Below are 15554 nucleotides of genomic sequence, written 5' to 3'. Positions count from 1 at the left end.
CTCGATCGCCTTTCCATCACCAAGTTTTAATTAACTATTTGATATTGAGCTGAGTCAAGATCCCTAGCCCGCACTTAAGCCTAAAATCACCGCTACTCCAATTAGCACACCAAAACCAGTACCAAAACCTTTCCAAGCCTTTTTACGCTTTTTAAGCATTGAACCATCTTGGAAGCCTTTCTTATAATATTTATTGCTATAGTTCTTTTGCATCAAATGGTCAACTCTAGGAGGGATACCGCTGCTCACAATAGTAGTGGCTAATCCAACTGGGGGTAAAAGAAAAGTAGTAATTGCTGTAGCTCCTTGCAAAGATCCTGCATCATAAGATTTAAAACCATCACTCAAGCCCATAGAATAGGCATCCAAAGAATCTGACTCTGCAAGATTTATCAATTTCTCATCATTTAGCATACGGTATTCATTAAGTGAATCAATCCTACCTGAATTAAATTGAATATAACTTACATTAGAGGTCAGCACTGTATAAGTTGGCCTTTGCTCTTCTATTTTAGTATAATTTACTGCCGTTTGATTCACTTCTGTAACATTGCATTTAATTTTAGAGTCATTCTTTAATACAATTATATCTTGGGCTAAACTTTCCAGAGGCAACAAAAAAAGAATAAAAAGAAATATATTTTTCATTTCACTACGTTATATCCGATTCCAAAATTAATAATTACACCTGAAATGAACGACCGGTTGTTATCCCCTTCAAAATTACTAGAAATCTCGTATCCCACTTTTGAGTTAAAATTCAATCGATCAAACTGCATGCTTGCTCCCGCTTTGGCGCTGACAACTAATCCAAAGAGTGTTCTTAAGCGATCTCTGGAATATTTTCCATCATCTTGATAGGACAGAAAAAAACTACTTTTAGTAACTTCTTCTTCTACCTTTTCTCTAACAAGACCAGCTCCAATCCCTGGTTGCGCGAATAATGTAAGTCTTTTATTCTCGAAAAAATTAAATCTAGGTATAAACTTATAGGATATGTAATTAACGTATACTGAAAGATCATAATTTCCAAATCCATCGCGATAGCGTGCAAAAGCAGTTGATTTTACATAATTGAAATCAATTCCAATAGACACTTTGTCAGATGATGGATAAAGAATTTCAAAACCAACGTAGGGAGAGGGTCCAAACTCCTTTTGTCCATCAAAATCAAGTCGATCTTTCAACAGTAAATCGCTTCTGTACAGAAAGCTAGCTTTATCAGGGTTCACTATCATAATCCCTGTCTGGAAGTTCACGTCTAATCGCGGTTCGGGAAGAAAGCTAATTTGCGCAAAACTTTGTGAAAGGAAAAGTGCCGTTAATACTATATATATGAGGATTTTTTTCATTGTAGATACACTGTAACTGATTTAGTTTGATGTCTATTCGAATATTCCATTTCAAAAATTCTAGATCTCTCTGCATCCCATTCTAAAGATATAATATCTGTCTTTCCAAAATAGTAAGACTCCCACTCTTTATTAGAGCCAAAACGATTTGAGAATTTAAACACAGAGGGAGCCTCTCCGCCAATAACGGCAAATGATAAAGTGAGAACACCATTTTGCAGACTCTGATTTCTAATCTCAACGTCACCTAAGCCTCGTTCCGCAAAATTTAGATCCTGTTGAAAGTAGGTGGAATATTCTCGATAACCGAAAAAGGAAGCCAGTACATTTTCATTGCCATTCCAAGCTTCCTCATTTTCCCAGAGTCCGATTGTAACTTCATGCATGCCTACAAATTGACCGGAAATATTGGTAATACAGTCTAATTCTCTATTGTAGTAATTGACAGATCCGCCACTATAAAAAAAACCGTCTATCAAAATCTCATATTCCATATTTTGCAATGAAACATTTTGATTCAAAGCAGTTTCATAAAGCTTTATAAAGTCAGCAGCAAGGAAACAGCCACCAAAATCTGCGCCTTCCCCTAGACCAATCGGATCCATAGACAGAATTTGGGGATTTCCAGCATTTTTGTTGAAATAAGGTTCAAAGTCATTTAAATCTTTACAGCTAACAATCAACAAACAGAGGGGTAAAAGGAATTTGTACATACTTTTTAAATTATCATAAAAGTAAATTTCCAGAACAATAAAACAAAAGTCTTTCTTACTTAAATTATGAATATAATGAAACCCCTATTTTTCTTCACCATTATATTTGATAGAAGCTAGGATAGAAAAACATGTCAAAAAAAATGGTATTAATTATAAGGAATTGATGGTAATTTACTTCCCAATACAAAACTTACTGAAAATATTTGCCAGCAAATCATCCGTTGTAATTTCCCCAGTGATCTCGCCTAAGAATCTCAAAGAATGCCGGATGTCTAAGGCTAAAAAGTCGCCTGTAATATTATCATCCAATCCTCTCAATACAGCATTTAAGCTGTTTTGGGTTTGAACCAGATTATCATAGTGACGAATATTGGTAACTACCGTATCGCCTGTTTTGAAATTATCAAGATTGACAGTTTCCACTAACTTGGTTTTTAATGCCTCTAGGCCTTCCTTATTGATTGCTGAGATAAAAAGGGTGTTTTTATCTTTTTTCATTTCACTGTAAAGGTCTTGCTGTGCTTCATCCAATTTATTCCCTACTTTTATAAAGGGAATCCCTAGATTTTCGAGCATGTTGATGTCGCGATTGACTTCTGTTAAGCTATCATTTTTCAAATCAAACATATAAATGATCAAGGAAGCCTGCTTCATTTTATCTTTGGTTCGCTGCACCCCAATAGCCTCTACTTTATCTTCGGTATCTCGTAACCCTGCAGTATCAATAAAGCGAAACACAACACCCTCTAAATTGATTTCATCTTCTATGAAGTCTCGGGTAGTCCCTGCTATATCAGAAACAATAGCTTTTTCTTCATTGAGAAGTGCATTGAGAAGAGTAGATTTCCCTGTGTTAGGTTTTCCTGCAATTACCGTAGGCACTCCATTTTTAATCACATTCCCCAAATCAAAACTGCTGACTAAAGCGGTAATGACGCTCAACAATTGATTGACCAGCTTTTTCAAATCGTCTCTATCGGCAAACTCCACATCTTCTTCACCAAAATCAAGCTCCAGCTCGATCATACTTGCAAAATGGATCAATTCAGCACGCAATTGTTTTATTTGCTCTGAAAACCCGCCACGCATTTGATTCAGCGCTGCTTTATGTGAGGCTTCTGTATCGGCATTGATTAAATCGGCCACGGCTTCGGCTTGAGCTAAGTCAAACTGTCCATTCAAAAAGGCTCTTTGAGTAAATTCTCCTGCTTTTGCTAATCGAACTCCTTTCGTCAGGAATAATTTGATCAGTCTTTGCACAATGTAAGGCGAACCATGACAGGAAATCTCTACTACATTCTCTTTTGTGAAAGAATGAGGTGCTACGAATAAAGTAGCTACCACTTCATCTATGATTTCGCCTTCATCATTTCGAATGGTACCAAAATGAGCTGTATGGCTTTTTTGATTCAACAGATTTTTTCCTCTGAAAACGGTATTAGTTATGGAAATCGCTTCTTCACCGGATAAACGGATAACGGCAATAGCACCTACTCCCGGTGCTGTGGATAATGCAATAATGGTTTCCTTCAGCTGATCTAACATTTTGCAAATTTCATCAATTATTGGCGATTATAAAACGGATATTCTGATTATACTTCGCTAATGGTTTAAACCTGTCAGTGATTTTAATTGTTTGAGTTATTGGATTATTCGTTTGCAAAAAAAAAGTTAAGATTGATTTATTCTCGGGAATGACCTAAAGGCTAGTTAAAGCTTTTTTATTGTTCTGACTTAGTACTCCCATCTTCATTTTAAGTCCTAAAAATTAAGGCAATTCCTCTCCTTTTGTTGCTGAATATAATGCATACCAATCTTCTTTCTCCATATTTTTTGAATCAATCTCCAAGGCTTCTTCCAATCTTTCTGGTTTTGAAGTGCCCAATACTGGTATGATACCGGAAGGATGCTTTTTCAGAAAAAGCAACATCAACTGTGCAGTATTCACTTCATATTTCTCGCACAAAATACCGAATACCTTATCCAACTCTTGATTAAGTTTATAATTTTCTTTTTGCTTTAAATTTCCTCCACCTAACGGAGACCAAACAGTGGGGCGAATATTTTTCACCAACAATTGATCCAACGTCCCATCTTCAAATGGATTGAGATGACTTATTGAAGCTTCTATTTGATGAGTGATCAAAGGAAAAACTGAATTAATCATTTCAAATTGGGAAGTCGTAAAATTAGAAACACCAAAAAATCTCACCTTTCCATCATCCCTTAATTTCTCGAAAGTTTCAGCTATTTCGTTGGGGTTCATCAAAAAATCAGGACGGTGCAATAATAAAACGTCAATATAATCAGTGTGCAGATTCCGAAGCGAGTTTTCTACAGACTGAAGGATATATTTATCGCCAGAATCATAAGTCTTCATCTTATTTTTTGGCCGTTTTTCAGCTGGCATTCTTATTCCACATTTGGTGGTAATTTGCATTTCATTTCGCAAATGAGGATTTTCTTTTAATACTTTCCCAAAATCTGCCTCAGTAGTATAGTCACCATAAATGTCAGCATGGTCAAAATCCTTTAACCCTAATGCCAGAGATTTCTCAATAAACTCTAACCATTGTTTAGTATTAAAATTTTCGCCCCATTTGCCTAAACGCATGGTCCCAACTAAATAAGGAGAAAATTCTATTGCTTTTCGTTTTGAGCTTGTTTGTCGCATAGTCGTATTAAAATATTTTCAAAATTTACGCAATTATTTCAATTTCACATATCCTATATTAATCTTCTTCGTTAGCTTGCACGTATATTACTTTCACTATGAAATTGCACGATCAATCCACCACTAACAAACTTTTACTAGTACTAGTAATACCTGTAATATTTTACAGCCTGCAGTTATTATCATTTATATTCATCCCTCTAATGTTTGCCATTTTCATTGCATTATTATTTACCCCTATGATGCGTTGGATGAAAAAAAGAAAGGTCCCCCAATTTATCGCACTGGGGACGGTAATCCTGATTTTGGCATTGACTGGCTTTTCGGGTTTTAAAATTGTTCAAATGTCCGGGAAGCAAATAGAAGAAGGTAAATCAGAAATATTCAGAAAATTAGACAACAAGGTGGAGCAGGTAGTGACGCCATTTGCTGAAACTTTAGGACTTGACCCTTCCAATGGGGAAAGTACTATAAAAGGTTTATTAAAAAGTGATAAAATAGAGAGCTTTATTTTAGATAATTTTACCATCACTATTTCTTTTATACAAAGCACAGTGGTCAATATCCTGATGACACTTTTCTTTCTAATGTTGCTATTAGCGGGTTCTCTCAACTTTAAAGATATTTTACAAAGTACCTTATTTACTGGTGGAACCCAATCGGTTAAGACTTTTATGAAAGTAGAACGCAGCGTTTCTGATTTCTTGAAAGTTAAAATATTTGTCAGCCTATTAACCGGTATTGCTTTTGGAGTCATTGCTTGGTCTCTAGGTATTAGCTTTCCGCTATTCTGGGGACTATTAGCCTTTGTGATCAATTTCGTGCAAATGGTGGGTTCTGTTATTTCCACTGTATTGGTGATGATTTTTGCCTTTATTGAAATTGAAAGTCCTGGCACCCTACTTTTGGCTGCTATTCTTTTTACTGGAGCTCAAGTTTTATTTGGAGCCGTATTAGAACCTATTTTTATGGGGAAATCTTTCTCGATCAATATTATTGTGGTATTGGTTATGTTAATGTTTTGGGGATTTATTTGGGGTGTTCCCGGTTTGATTTTATCCATTCCATTAACGGTCCTTTTCAAAACTATATTGAATGAATTTCAAGGTGGTAAGAAATTCGCGAAGTTGATGTCTTGATTTTTGTACTGCATTAGGATATTGGTTTTTAGAATCCAGCTAAAATCACTATTTAGTAAAGAAACCACGCCCTTTTTGGTATTGAAGTAAATGCAAAAGAAATTTTTCGTATTTTGGGTTAAACTATTTCAACATCAATTATTAGAATGTCCAAAAAGAAAGCACTTAAAAGAACTGGTATTATACTTATATCCATCACTCTTTTTCTTTTCATCGCTTGGCAATTACTCAAGGAATTAAAAATTGAGGCTTTTGTGGTTAACTCCATTCATACCGAACTCAATCATTACTTTGAAGATTCTGTACATTTTCAAATTGAAGACATGAGGTTTCGGATTTTGGCTAAAAATATCAACTTAGAAAATGTTAAAATCAACATAGTTAATGATAAAAAAGATACTTTAGCTAGTCTAGAACTTCCAAACCTAAACTTATCCTGGAATAAATATAGCGAAACCTTTAACAATCAATTTTTTAAATTCAATACATTAGAACTCAAAAAAGCAAAGCTGCTACTCCCTTTTGACTTCGATAAAATTAAAAGAACAAAAGCTTCTCGCCCCTCATTTGAAGGTAGATTTGAATTAGAAATTACAGAACTTATTGTGGAAGGAGGTGAAATATTATTTTATGATGAGCAAAACAGCAAGTCGGGAAGAGTGAAGACTGAATACAATTTATTTGCTCAAGCACTTAAATTTAAGAAAGGGGAAATACCAGAGCAGTTTCAAGATGTCGCAAAAGACATATTCTTAGAATTTCACAATATGAGCTACTACTTGCAGGATAAACTTCATAAAGTAGAGATAAAGAAGCTAGCCTTTAATTTATTTAAGCAAGATATTACTATAAATGCCGCTCATTTTCGCCCCATTTATTCTCCTGAAAAATTTGCTGAACTAAAAGGAGACCAAGCCAATCATATTGACATATATTTAGACAGCATACGGTTAAATTCCATGAAATGGCAAGGAGACAGTATGTTCAGTGCCAAAACTATTTTTACAAACAATATTAAACTGAAAGTTACTAAAGACAAAAACTATCCACTTCCAGATGATCGCTTTGTACCCATTTTGATAGAGGTTTTAAAGGACAGCAAAATATCAATTGACGTTAGAAAGTGTATTGTAGAAAATATGAACCTAAGCTATTTTGAAATACCAAGTGGAAGTCAAAAAACGGGATCAGTTAGTATAACAAATATTAAAGGTGAAATTTCAAATATCACGAACAGAACGGATAGCATTGAGCGATATGGCAAAGAGTTGGTGATTAAAGCAAATGGAAACCTTTACGATCAAGGCAAGCTTACGGCTGATATAAGATATGACCTCAATTCTAGCTATGGCTATTTTAAAGTGGCCGGGAGTTTAGAGCCCATGTCTATAAGCGCAATCAATCAATACATAGCGAAATCTACTCCAGTAGAAATTGCTACGGGAAAAGTAGATGAATTGTATTTTACTTATTCCGGAGGTAATCAGGCAGTTCTTGGAGAAATGCAACTCAAGTATTCGGATTTGAAAATTGAGTTTAACAAAATACTAAATGATGAAGAGAAAGGAGACAAGGCTTTAAGCTGGTTAGCTAATGTTGCACTTTCTCAAGAAAACCCCAGAAAAAACGGTAAATTTAGAGTTGGAAGAATTCAATTTTCAAGAGATACGCGTAAGTCTATGTTCAGCTATTGGTCTAACAGTTTGGTTTCGGGCTTTCAATCTACCATTGGAATGGATAAACCAGCAAGAATTGAAAAATTGGAGCAAGAAGAAGACGATGGAAGCCTTTGGCAAAAAATAGGTTTTGGAAAGGAGGATGAAAGTGAATAAATGGAAATTCATATTCTTATTAATTGGACTTGCTGCTATTGCATTATTCAGCAATTCGTACTTTTTTCCTGCTGAGGAAACTAACAAGGTTCAAAGAATTAATGGCTTTAATTTGGTTGCACCTCCACAAGCATTTCCAATTGATTCCCTTCAAAAAATAAAGGCAATTGGTACTAATTGGGTCGCAATTGTGCCTTACGCTTTTTGCAATGCTAAGACCGGTGAAATTAATTTTGATCATGCTAGGCAATGGTGGGGAGAAAAACCTGAAGGAGTGATAGAAACCATCCAGATGGCAAGATCAATGGGATTAAAAATAATGCTGAAACCCCACCTTTGGGTCGGTGGACAAGGTTGGGCCGGGGACTTGGAGTTTGAATCGGACAGCCTCTGGCATCTATTTGAGGAGCAATATTCGCTTTACATAGAAGCTTATATTGAAATAGCGGATTCAATGAATGTGGAAATATTTTGTATTGGTACTGAAATCAGAAAATCTACCCAGTCTAGAAATGATTTTTGGCTTGAACTAATATTAAAATGCCGAAAGAACTACAAGGGAAAGTTAACCTATGCAGCCAATTGGGATGAATATGAAAACATACAGTTTTGGGACCAATTGGATTTAGTCGGTATTGATGCCTATTTTCCTTTAAGCACTGAAAAGAAACCTACTAAAGAGCAACTTATTAGTGCATGGCTCCAACCTAAAGAAGAAATAGAAAAGGTGTCTAAAAAATTCAATAAACCTATTATATTCACAGAGTATGGATATGAGAGTATTGATTACAATACAATGGGACATTGGATGTTGTCTAAAGATAGCTTAAATATTAATTTTGAAAATCAGAGGATTGCCTTTGAGGCACTATACGAATCTTTTAATAGCGAAAAATGGTGGCAAGGTGGTTTTATATGGAAATGGCACTTACATAGCTTTAAAAATAGTAATCGATCTTTCAAAGCCTATACACCCCAATCAAAGCCAGCATTAAAATCAATTGAAAACGAATTTAACCGGCATTTTTAAATAAAGTATAATGAAAGTATCATTTCAAAACGCATTTTTTACGCTTGCATTTATTGCACTTTTAATCGCATTTTTAGTGTTGGCAAAGTCGATTTTAATTCCTCTCGGCATTGCATTGCTCTTGGCATTTATATTATTTCCTGTTCATAAAAAGTTTATGAAATGGGGAATAGGCAATATATTAGCAGCATTTTTATCTATACTATTATTAATCATCATCATAGGAGGAGGAATTACCTTCTTTTCAGCAGAGATCATTGCATTATCAGACGAGATCAGCAATTTCGGAAAGAAACTTACTACCCTTTCGACTGATCTGATCGTGTTTGTAAATAAGAATATCAGTTTGGTTGATGATTTAGAAAAAGATCAACTGCTAAAGGATTTGAAATCCTGGTTTAAAGATTCCGCAGGAAGCCTTCTAGGTGGCACCTTCAATAGTACGGCCAATTTCTTTACAGGAATGATTACTATGTTTATCTATATGTTTCTATTCCTGATTTATCATAAAGGTTTGGTTAGAGCCTTTATGAAATTCTCACCTGCTGAGCAGAAAAAGCAATTTTTTAATATGCTGAAGGAAATTCAGCAAGTAGGGCAAAAATATCTGTCTGGCATGTTAATTCTAATAGTAATTTTAGGTTTTGCAAATAGTATTGGCCTATGGATAATTGGAATTGACAGTCCATTCCTCTTTGGTTTTTTGGCTGCCTCACTTTCCATTATTCCGTACATAGGAACTACTTTAGGTGCTACTATTCCTGTTCTATATGCATTTATGTCGCATGATTCTCTTTTCATACCTTTAGCAGTTGCCATTCTTTTTTGGGCTGTTCAATTAATAGAGAGTAATTTTTTGAGTCCAAAGATAGTAGGCAATAGCGTGAATGTAAATGCATTTGCTGCTATTCTAAGTTTGATAATCGGGGCATCCATTTGGGGCGTTGCCGGTATGGTACTATTCCTTCCTTTTGCTGCCATGCTAAAAGTGATTTGCGAAGAGTACGAACCCTTACAACCCTTAGCCTTATTGATAGGAAATGCTAATTTCCAGGATGGGGATGGTCATAAAAAGGGTCTATATAAGAGATTAAAAGAGAAGTTTAAGAGTAATTAATTATGCTCAAAGAATAATTAAATTCAGAAACGGACTTAATACTTTTAAACACTAAGACCTCAATACTTTCACATCCGTTTTCCTCCGTAAATTTCCAAAATGGCTTCAAACATTATGAAAGCATTATTTCTTCTTTTTTTGAGTGGCCCAGTATACTAATTTTGGCAAAAAGAGTAAATTACTAAGCTTTAATGCTACCTTTTCTTTCATACTTTTTCCATTGATGAAAAAGTGTGAAAAAAATCTAGGTAAAATGATGCTACTGCCCACACTAGCCATCGCCTGCCCGCTATTTTACCCTCCAACCCTCTTTTCCGCTTTATGCTAAAGTGGGCGTGTTAGTTGTCAATATAATTGACAATTAATTCGAACATATTTTATCCTTCTTTTAAGCTCGTACATTGAATTTTTAATATTACTTTAAAATAACTCAATAATTGGACTAACTAAGGTGTTCCAGCGAGGAAGATAGAAAATATAAGAGCAATTAATTATGCTTACAGAATGGCACCTAGACGGGCTAAACTCTTTTACACATCAACACCTCAACACTTTCACTTACTTCTTAACCCTACTGGGATTATCATTAATAAAGGCCTTCCAGCTTTTGGGCCCACTAGCCGTTTTTCCACCTTGGAAATGATGACAAACTGCTACTCCTAAAGCATCAGTAGCATCCAAAAGCTTCGGGATTTCTTTGATGCCTAATAAAGTCTTCAGCATTTCTGCCACCTGTTCTTTGGAGGCGTTTCCATTACCAGTAACTGATTGTTTTACTTTTTTAGGTGCATACTCTGAAATAGGTAAATCGAGCCGTAAGGCTGCTGCCATGGCCACTCCTTGGGCGCGACCTAATTTCAACATAGATTGTATATTCTTGCCATAAAAGGGCGCCTCCAACGCAACTTCATCAGGAGTGTAATCTTCAATCAGACTGCTTACTCGATCAAAAATCTTGCGGAGTTTGATTTCGTGATTGGCATATTTAGAAAGGTGAATAACTCCATATTGCAACATGGTCATTTGGTTACCACTGATCTGGATTACCCCATATCCCATAACCGAAGTTCCGGGATCAAGCCCTAATATGATTTTGTCTTTTGGCATTTTTTTTTAGAATCTAGATCCTAGACTTTAGAACCTAGACTTTTTTTTGAATTAAATATTCAGCTGATTTTCTTCAAGTTGGAGATAAAAAGTTTAGAATAAAGTAAGCAACTATTATTTTCAAAGCCTCTAAATATCTGATTTTAAATCTGTAGAATTTTTTACTGAACAAATTACAATCTGATTTGCGATGACAACCTAATTACCCCTCCTCCATCTTCTAACTTCCTTCTTCCAACTTTTCATTAATGTGCTTCACTCCAATTATCGGCAATTCCAACCCCTATTTCCATAGGAACATCCAACTCCATCGCATTTTTCATGAGGTCAACTACTTTATCTTTTAACTTCTCAACTTCATCTTTATGAGCATCAAAAATCAATTCATCATGTACCTGCATAATCATTTTTGATTTTAGATTCTCCTTTTCCATCCATTTATGAATATTGATCATTGCGATTTTAATCATATCGGCTGCACTTCCCTGAATTGGCGCATTGATGGCATTTCTTTCAGCAAATCCTCTGACGGTCTGATTCCTGGAATTTATATCTCTTAACCATCTTTTTCTACCCAAAATAGTAGTGACATACTCATTTTTCCTGGCCTCTTCTTTAACTTTCTCCATATAATCATGAACAAGGGGGAATTCCTTAAAGTATGCTTTGATAATATCCGAAGCCTCGGTTCTTGAAATATTTAGGTTTTGTGCCAGTCCAAAAGCAGAAATTCCATAAATAATTCCAAAGTTTACTTCCTTTGCCTTTCTTCTCATGCTGGGATCAACAGCATCCAGATCTACACCAAAGACTTTGGCCGCAGTGGTGGCATGAATATCTCTTCCACTTTTAAAGGCTTCCATCATGGCTTCATCTTTAGAAAATGCTGCCATAATTCGTAATTCTATTTGCGAATAATCTGCTGCCATCAATTGATAGTTTTCATCCCTTGGAACAAATGCCTTCCTGATTAACCGTCCTTTTTCAGTTCGAATCGGGATGTTTTGCAGATTTGGGTTATTAGAACTCAATCGACCAGTAGCAGCAACAGCCTGACGATAATCTGTATGTACCCTGCCATCTTTTTTGCTGATCAATTTCGGTAATGCATCCACATATGTAGATTTCAATTTCTGATATTCCCTAAATTCCAAAATCTTATCAGCAATTTCATGTTCATTGGCCAATTTTGATAATATTTCTTCTCCAGTCGCATATTGACCTGTTTTGGTTTTCTTGGGTTTGTCTACCAATTTCATTTTATCGAAAAGGATCTCCCCTAATTGCTTTGGTGAAGCTATATTAAATTCTTGTCCTGCTAATTCAAATATTTTTTCTTGGGCTTCCAAGGCTGCCGTTTCCAACTCTTTTGACATTTTAGCCAGCGCCTCTTTATCAATTTTCACCCCTTCATATTCCATCTCCGCGAGTACGTAAGAAAGCGGCTCTTCCACCTCATGTAAGAGATTTTCTAGATTATTTTCTTTTATCTCTTTTTCTAATATGTGCTTCAACTGCAAAGTTATATCGGCATCTTCGCCAGCATATTCCACAACATCGGTAATAGGCACATCTCGCATATTCCCTTGCTTTACTCCTTTTTTGCCAATCAATTCAGTTATGGAAACAGGACTGTAATTCAAATAATTCTCCGCCATCACATCCATATTGTGACGAGTTTCAGGATCCAAAAGATAATGCGCCAACATGGTGTCGAACATCTTTCCCTTCACTCTAATCCCGTAATTACGCATTACTTGAATGTCATATTTTAAATTTTGCCCAATTTTAATGATGCCTTCATTTTCAAGTACTTCCTTAAACTCATCCGCTATTTTTTGAGCTTCTTTTTGATCAGCAGGAAAAGGGACATAATACGCTTCTCCAGCTACGTACGAGAAAGCAAGCCCAACCAATTCTGCATCAGTCGGTTCCAAATCTGTTGTTTCTGTGTCAAAACAAAACTCATCCTGTATTGATAGATAGGTGATTAAGTCTTCTCTTAACTCGGGGGTATCAATCAAATGATAGTGATGAACCGTATTAGTTATCGTCCTTCTTTCTTCTGGTTCCTCATCTTTCTGAGCAGCCTCCTCCGGGGTATCCGTGAACATAGACATTTGAGCGGGATCCACTTTAGTGGAAGATTTTGCAGCTGTTGCTGGTTCCTCTCCCAAAACCCGTTTCATTAAGGTCCTAAATTCAAGCTCTTCAAACAATTCCTTTAAAGTCTCTTCATTAGGTTCCTCTAGCGCTAATTTTGCAGGTTCATATTCTAGTGGAACATCTATTTTGATCGTGGCTAATTTTTTAGAAAGCAAAGCTTGTTCTTTATTAGCTTCCACCTTTTCTTTCATTTTCCCTTTTAATTCATCTGTGTGTTCCAAAAGACCTTCCACTGAACCATACTGTTTAAGAAATTTGACTGCTGTTTTAGCCCCAACTCCTGGGATTCCAGGGATGTTATCTACCGCATCACCTTGTAATCCTAAAATATCAATTACTTGCTCAACTCTATCAATATCAAATTTCTTTTTAACTTCCTCAATTCCCAAAACATCCACTCCATTACCCATAAATGCAGGCTTATACAGAAAGACATTTTCAGTTACCATTTGCGCATAATCCTTATCAGGCGTCATCATATACACTTTGAATCCGTCCTCACCAGCTTGCTTTGCAATGGTACCAATGATGTCATCAGCTTCATAGCCATCAAGAATTAAAACAGGGATATTAAAAGCCTCTACAATTTTTTTCACATAGGGAATAGCTACCCGAATATCTTCTGGCTGTTCTTCTCTTTGCGCTTTGTAAGCGGGAAATTCCTCATGTCTAAATGTTGGAGCGGAGGTATCAAATGCTACACCTATATGCGTAGGCTTTTCTTTTTTTAGAATCTCTAGTAAGCTATTGGTGAATCCTAGAGCCGCACCAGTATTCATCCCCTTGGAATTTATTCTTGGCGTTTTACTAAAGGCAAAGTGAGCACGATAAATAAGTGCCATTGCATCTAGAAGAAATAACTTTTTATCTGATTCAGGTGTATTGCTCATTTGATAATAATTTCGGAGTTAAAACAGATTTTAAAGTTAGAAAATTGTTGACCGAAAAGGAATGACAAACAAACAATTCCTTTAAAGTTATAATTAATTCCCTTTATCAGTAAAATCTCCTTTTAAGATTACCCTATCTAAACTCCTCATATTTTGAAGATCTTCTAAAGGATTTTTATCTAAGATGAGTAAATCCGCTACTTTCCCCTTTTCTACACTTCCATATTCCTTTTGCAAATCCATAAAAGCCGGTCCATGGATCAGGGAAGTTTGCAAAGCCTCAGCCGGGGTGAGTCCAGCGTCTACCAAGCTAAACAATTCCCCCCAAAGCGCTTCTCCAGGATAGACGAAAGAATTAAATGGCCCACAGTCTGAGCCAGCTAAAATAGGGACTCCAGCATCAAACATTGGGCTAATCATATTCTTGGCCAAAGATGAGACTTTTTCTCTCATTTGACTACCCGATGATTTAGCTCTTTTTGCAGACTTTATTCTTCCTTCATAGGTTTTTTGTATGCCCACTCCTATTTCACTTAATAATGTATCAGTGCTGTGATTTTCATCTGCTAAATTAGAAAGGACTTTCCCGATGTATAAGGTAGGCGTGATATAGACTTGCTTTTGAGCCAATTCAGCAAATAACTCATATGCCATTTGCTCATCATAGGTATCTGTAATGGTTTCCATCATACCATAACCCAATCCCAATTGGGTCAGGCTATCGGCTTTAGGAGAACACGCTTTCATGATGTAATACATATGCTCGCTTCCATCCATACCCAAAGAAACTGCCTTTTGGAAATCAGCAGACATCGGCATGTGCCCGATTACTTTCATGCTTCTTTTTTCTGTTGCTTCAATAATGGCATAAAAATTTTCCTTTGATAAACTTCCATCATAAATTTTTACATAATCTACTCCAATTGATTCTAAAGAATCTAAGGCATTTTGAATATCTGTATGATTTTCAATTATGATAGAACCTTCCCAAGCTGGTTTTGGGCCATCTAACTTTGGCCCAGAAGTAAAAATGTAAGGGCCAATCAACTCTTTCTCCTTAATTTGGGCTCTCCACTGAAGTACGGAAGGTGTAATATCTCCACCAGCATCTCTCACAGTAGTAATTCCAAACTTTGAAAATAAGCTCAAAAGCTCCTTATTTTCATCTATTAAATCCTCTCCTCCCCTAAAATGCACATGATTATCCCATAAACCAGGCATTAAATATTGTCCACTTATATCAATAGATTCTTTAAAATTATAATTAGCTTTCTCTAGCATCGATCCCACGGAAAATATCGAATCCCCTTTGATAGTGACATATTGATTTTCAATGATTTTATCGTTTTGTACATCCACAATGGAAGCATTCATCAGTATCAAATCAACTGATATTTGCTTATTAGAAGTACAAGATGCAATTAAAATGATACTTAGTAGTGATAGGAACACTATGTGGATTGGCTTCATGTTTTTTCCTTAAATATAATGGAATTGATCTAAGATGTGGAATCCTCATCAAAGGTAACAG

The 15554-nt window shown here is 35.8% G+C and carries 12 protein-coding genes; 4 read left to right on the top strand and 8 right to left on the bottom strand.

What is annotated here, in order from left to right; translation table 11 throughout:
• Window positions 1–63: 63 nt before the first annotated feature.
• The 5 genes from Q3Y49_RS08915 to Q3Y49_RS08895 form a co-directional block, all read right to left on the bottom strand.
• Entirely contained in the window at window positions 64–648 is a 585-nt protein-coding gene (locus Q3Y49_RS08915; protein WP_303271967.1) for a hypothetical protein, read from the bottom strand.
• A complete protein-coding gene (locus Q3Y49_RS08910) occupies window positions 645–1352 on the bottom strand; it encodes a hypothetical protein (protein WP_303271966.1) in 708 nt (235 codons plus the stop codon). The genes Q3Y49_RS08915 and Q3Y49_RS08910 overlap by 4 nt, the downstream gene beginning before the upstream one ends.
• Entirely contained in the window at window positions 1349–2065 is a 717-nt protein-coding gene (locus tag Q3Y49_RS08905; RefSeq protein ID WP_303271965.1) for a hypothetical protein, read from the bottom strand. Before Q3Y49_RS08905 ends, Q3Y49_RS08910 begins: the two co-directional genes overlap by 4 nt.
• 174 nt (window positions 2066–2239) lie before the next feature.
• A complete protein-coding gene (gene mnmE / locus Q3Y49_RS08900) occupies window positions 2240–3613 on the bottom strand; it encodes a tRNA uridine-5-carboxymethylaminomethyl(34) synthesis GTPase MnmE (protein ID WP_303271964.1) in 1374 nt (457 codons plus the stop codon).
• Between the two features lie 223 nt (window positions 3614–3836).
• The gene (locus Q3Y49_RS08895) at window positions 3837–4742 is read right to left on the bottom strand and encodes an aldo/keto reductase (protein ID WP_303271963.1); all 906 of its coding nucleotides are present in this window, start codon (window positions 4740–4742) and stop codon (window positions 3837–3839) included.
• Between the two features lie 98 nt (window positions 4743–4840).
• Between Q3Y49_RS08895 and Q3Y49_RS08890 the strand changes: the two genes are divergently transcribed.
• The 4 genes from Q3Y49_RS08890 to Q3Y49_RS08875 all read left to right on the top strand — a co-directional run bounded on the left by Q3Y49_RS08890 (window position 4841) and on the right by Q3Y49_RS08875 (window position 9860).
• Window positions 4841–5881: an AI-2E family transporter gene (locus Q3Y49_RS08890; RefSeq protein ID WP_303271962.1), complete on the top strand. Its 1041-nt coding sequence runs from the start codon at window positions 4841–4843 to the stop codon at window positions 5879–5881.
• 146 nt (window positions 5882–6027) lie between these two features.
• A complete protein-coding gene (locus Q3Y49_RS08885) occupies window positions 6028–7713 on the top strand; it encodes a hypothetical protein (protein WP_303271961.1) in 1686 nt (561 codons plus the stop codon).
• Entirely contained in the window at window positions 7688–8743 is a 1056-nt protein-coding gene (locus Q3Y49_RS08880) for a glycoside hydrolase family 113 (protein WP_303271960.1), read from the top strand. Before Q3Y49_RS08885 ends, Q3Y49_RS08880 begins: the two co-directional genes overlap by 26 nt.
• 10 nt (window positions 8744–8753) lie before the next feature.
• Window positions 8754–9860, top strand: coding sequence for an AI-2E family transporter (locus tag Q3Y49_RS08875; protein ID WP_303271959.1), 1107 nt, complete (start codon window positions 8754–8756; stop codon window positions 9858–9860).
• A gap of 558 nt (window positions 9861–10418) precedes the next feature.
• On the opposite strand, the gene ruvC is transcribed toward Q3Y49_RS08875, so the two are convergent.
• The 3 genes from ruvC to Q3Y49_RS08860 form a co-directional block, all read right to left on the bottom strand.
• Window positions 10419–10967 carry a crossover junction endodeoxyribonuclease RuvC gene (ruvC, locus tag Q3Y49_RS08870; RefSeq protein WP_303271958.1) on the bottom strand — a complete coding sequence of 183 codons (549 nt, stop codon included), beginning with the start codon at window positions 10965–10967 and terminating at the stop codon, window positions 10419–10421.
• A gap of 245 nt (window positions 10968–11212) precedes the next feature.
• Complete coding sequence (gene polA, locus Q3Y49_RS08865) at window positions 11213–14023, bottom strand: DNA polymerase I (RefSeq protein WP_303271956.1); 2811 nt, start codon at window positions 14021–14023, stop codon at window positions 11213–11215.
• Window positions 14024–14116: 93 nt separating this feature from the next.
• Complete coding sequence (locus Q3Y49_RS08860) at window positions 14117–15493, bottom strand: amidohydrolase family protein (RefSeq protein WP_303271955.1); 1377 nt, start codon at window positions 15491–15493, stop codon at window positions 14117–14119.
• Between the last annotated feature and the right edge of the window lie 61 nt (window positions 15494–15554).

The sequence above is a fragment of the Marivirga harenae genome (assembly GCF_030534335.1).
Classification (GTDB): domain Bacteria; phylum Bacteroidota; class Bacteroidia; order Cytophagales; family Cyclobacteriaceae; genus Marivirga; species Marivirga harenae.
Note: the sequence above shows the minus strand (reverse complement) of the source record. Positions and strands in the feature narration are given on the sequence as shown.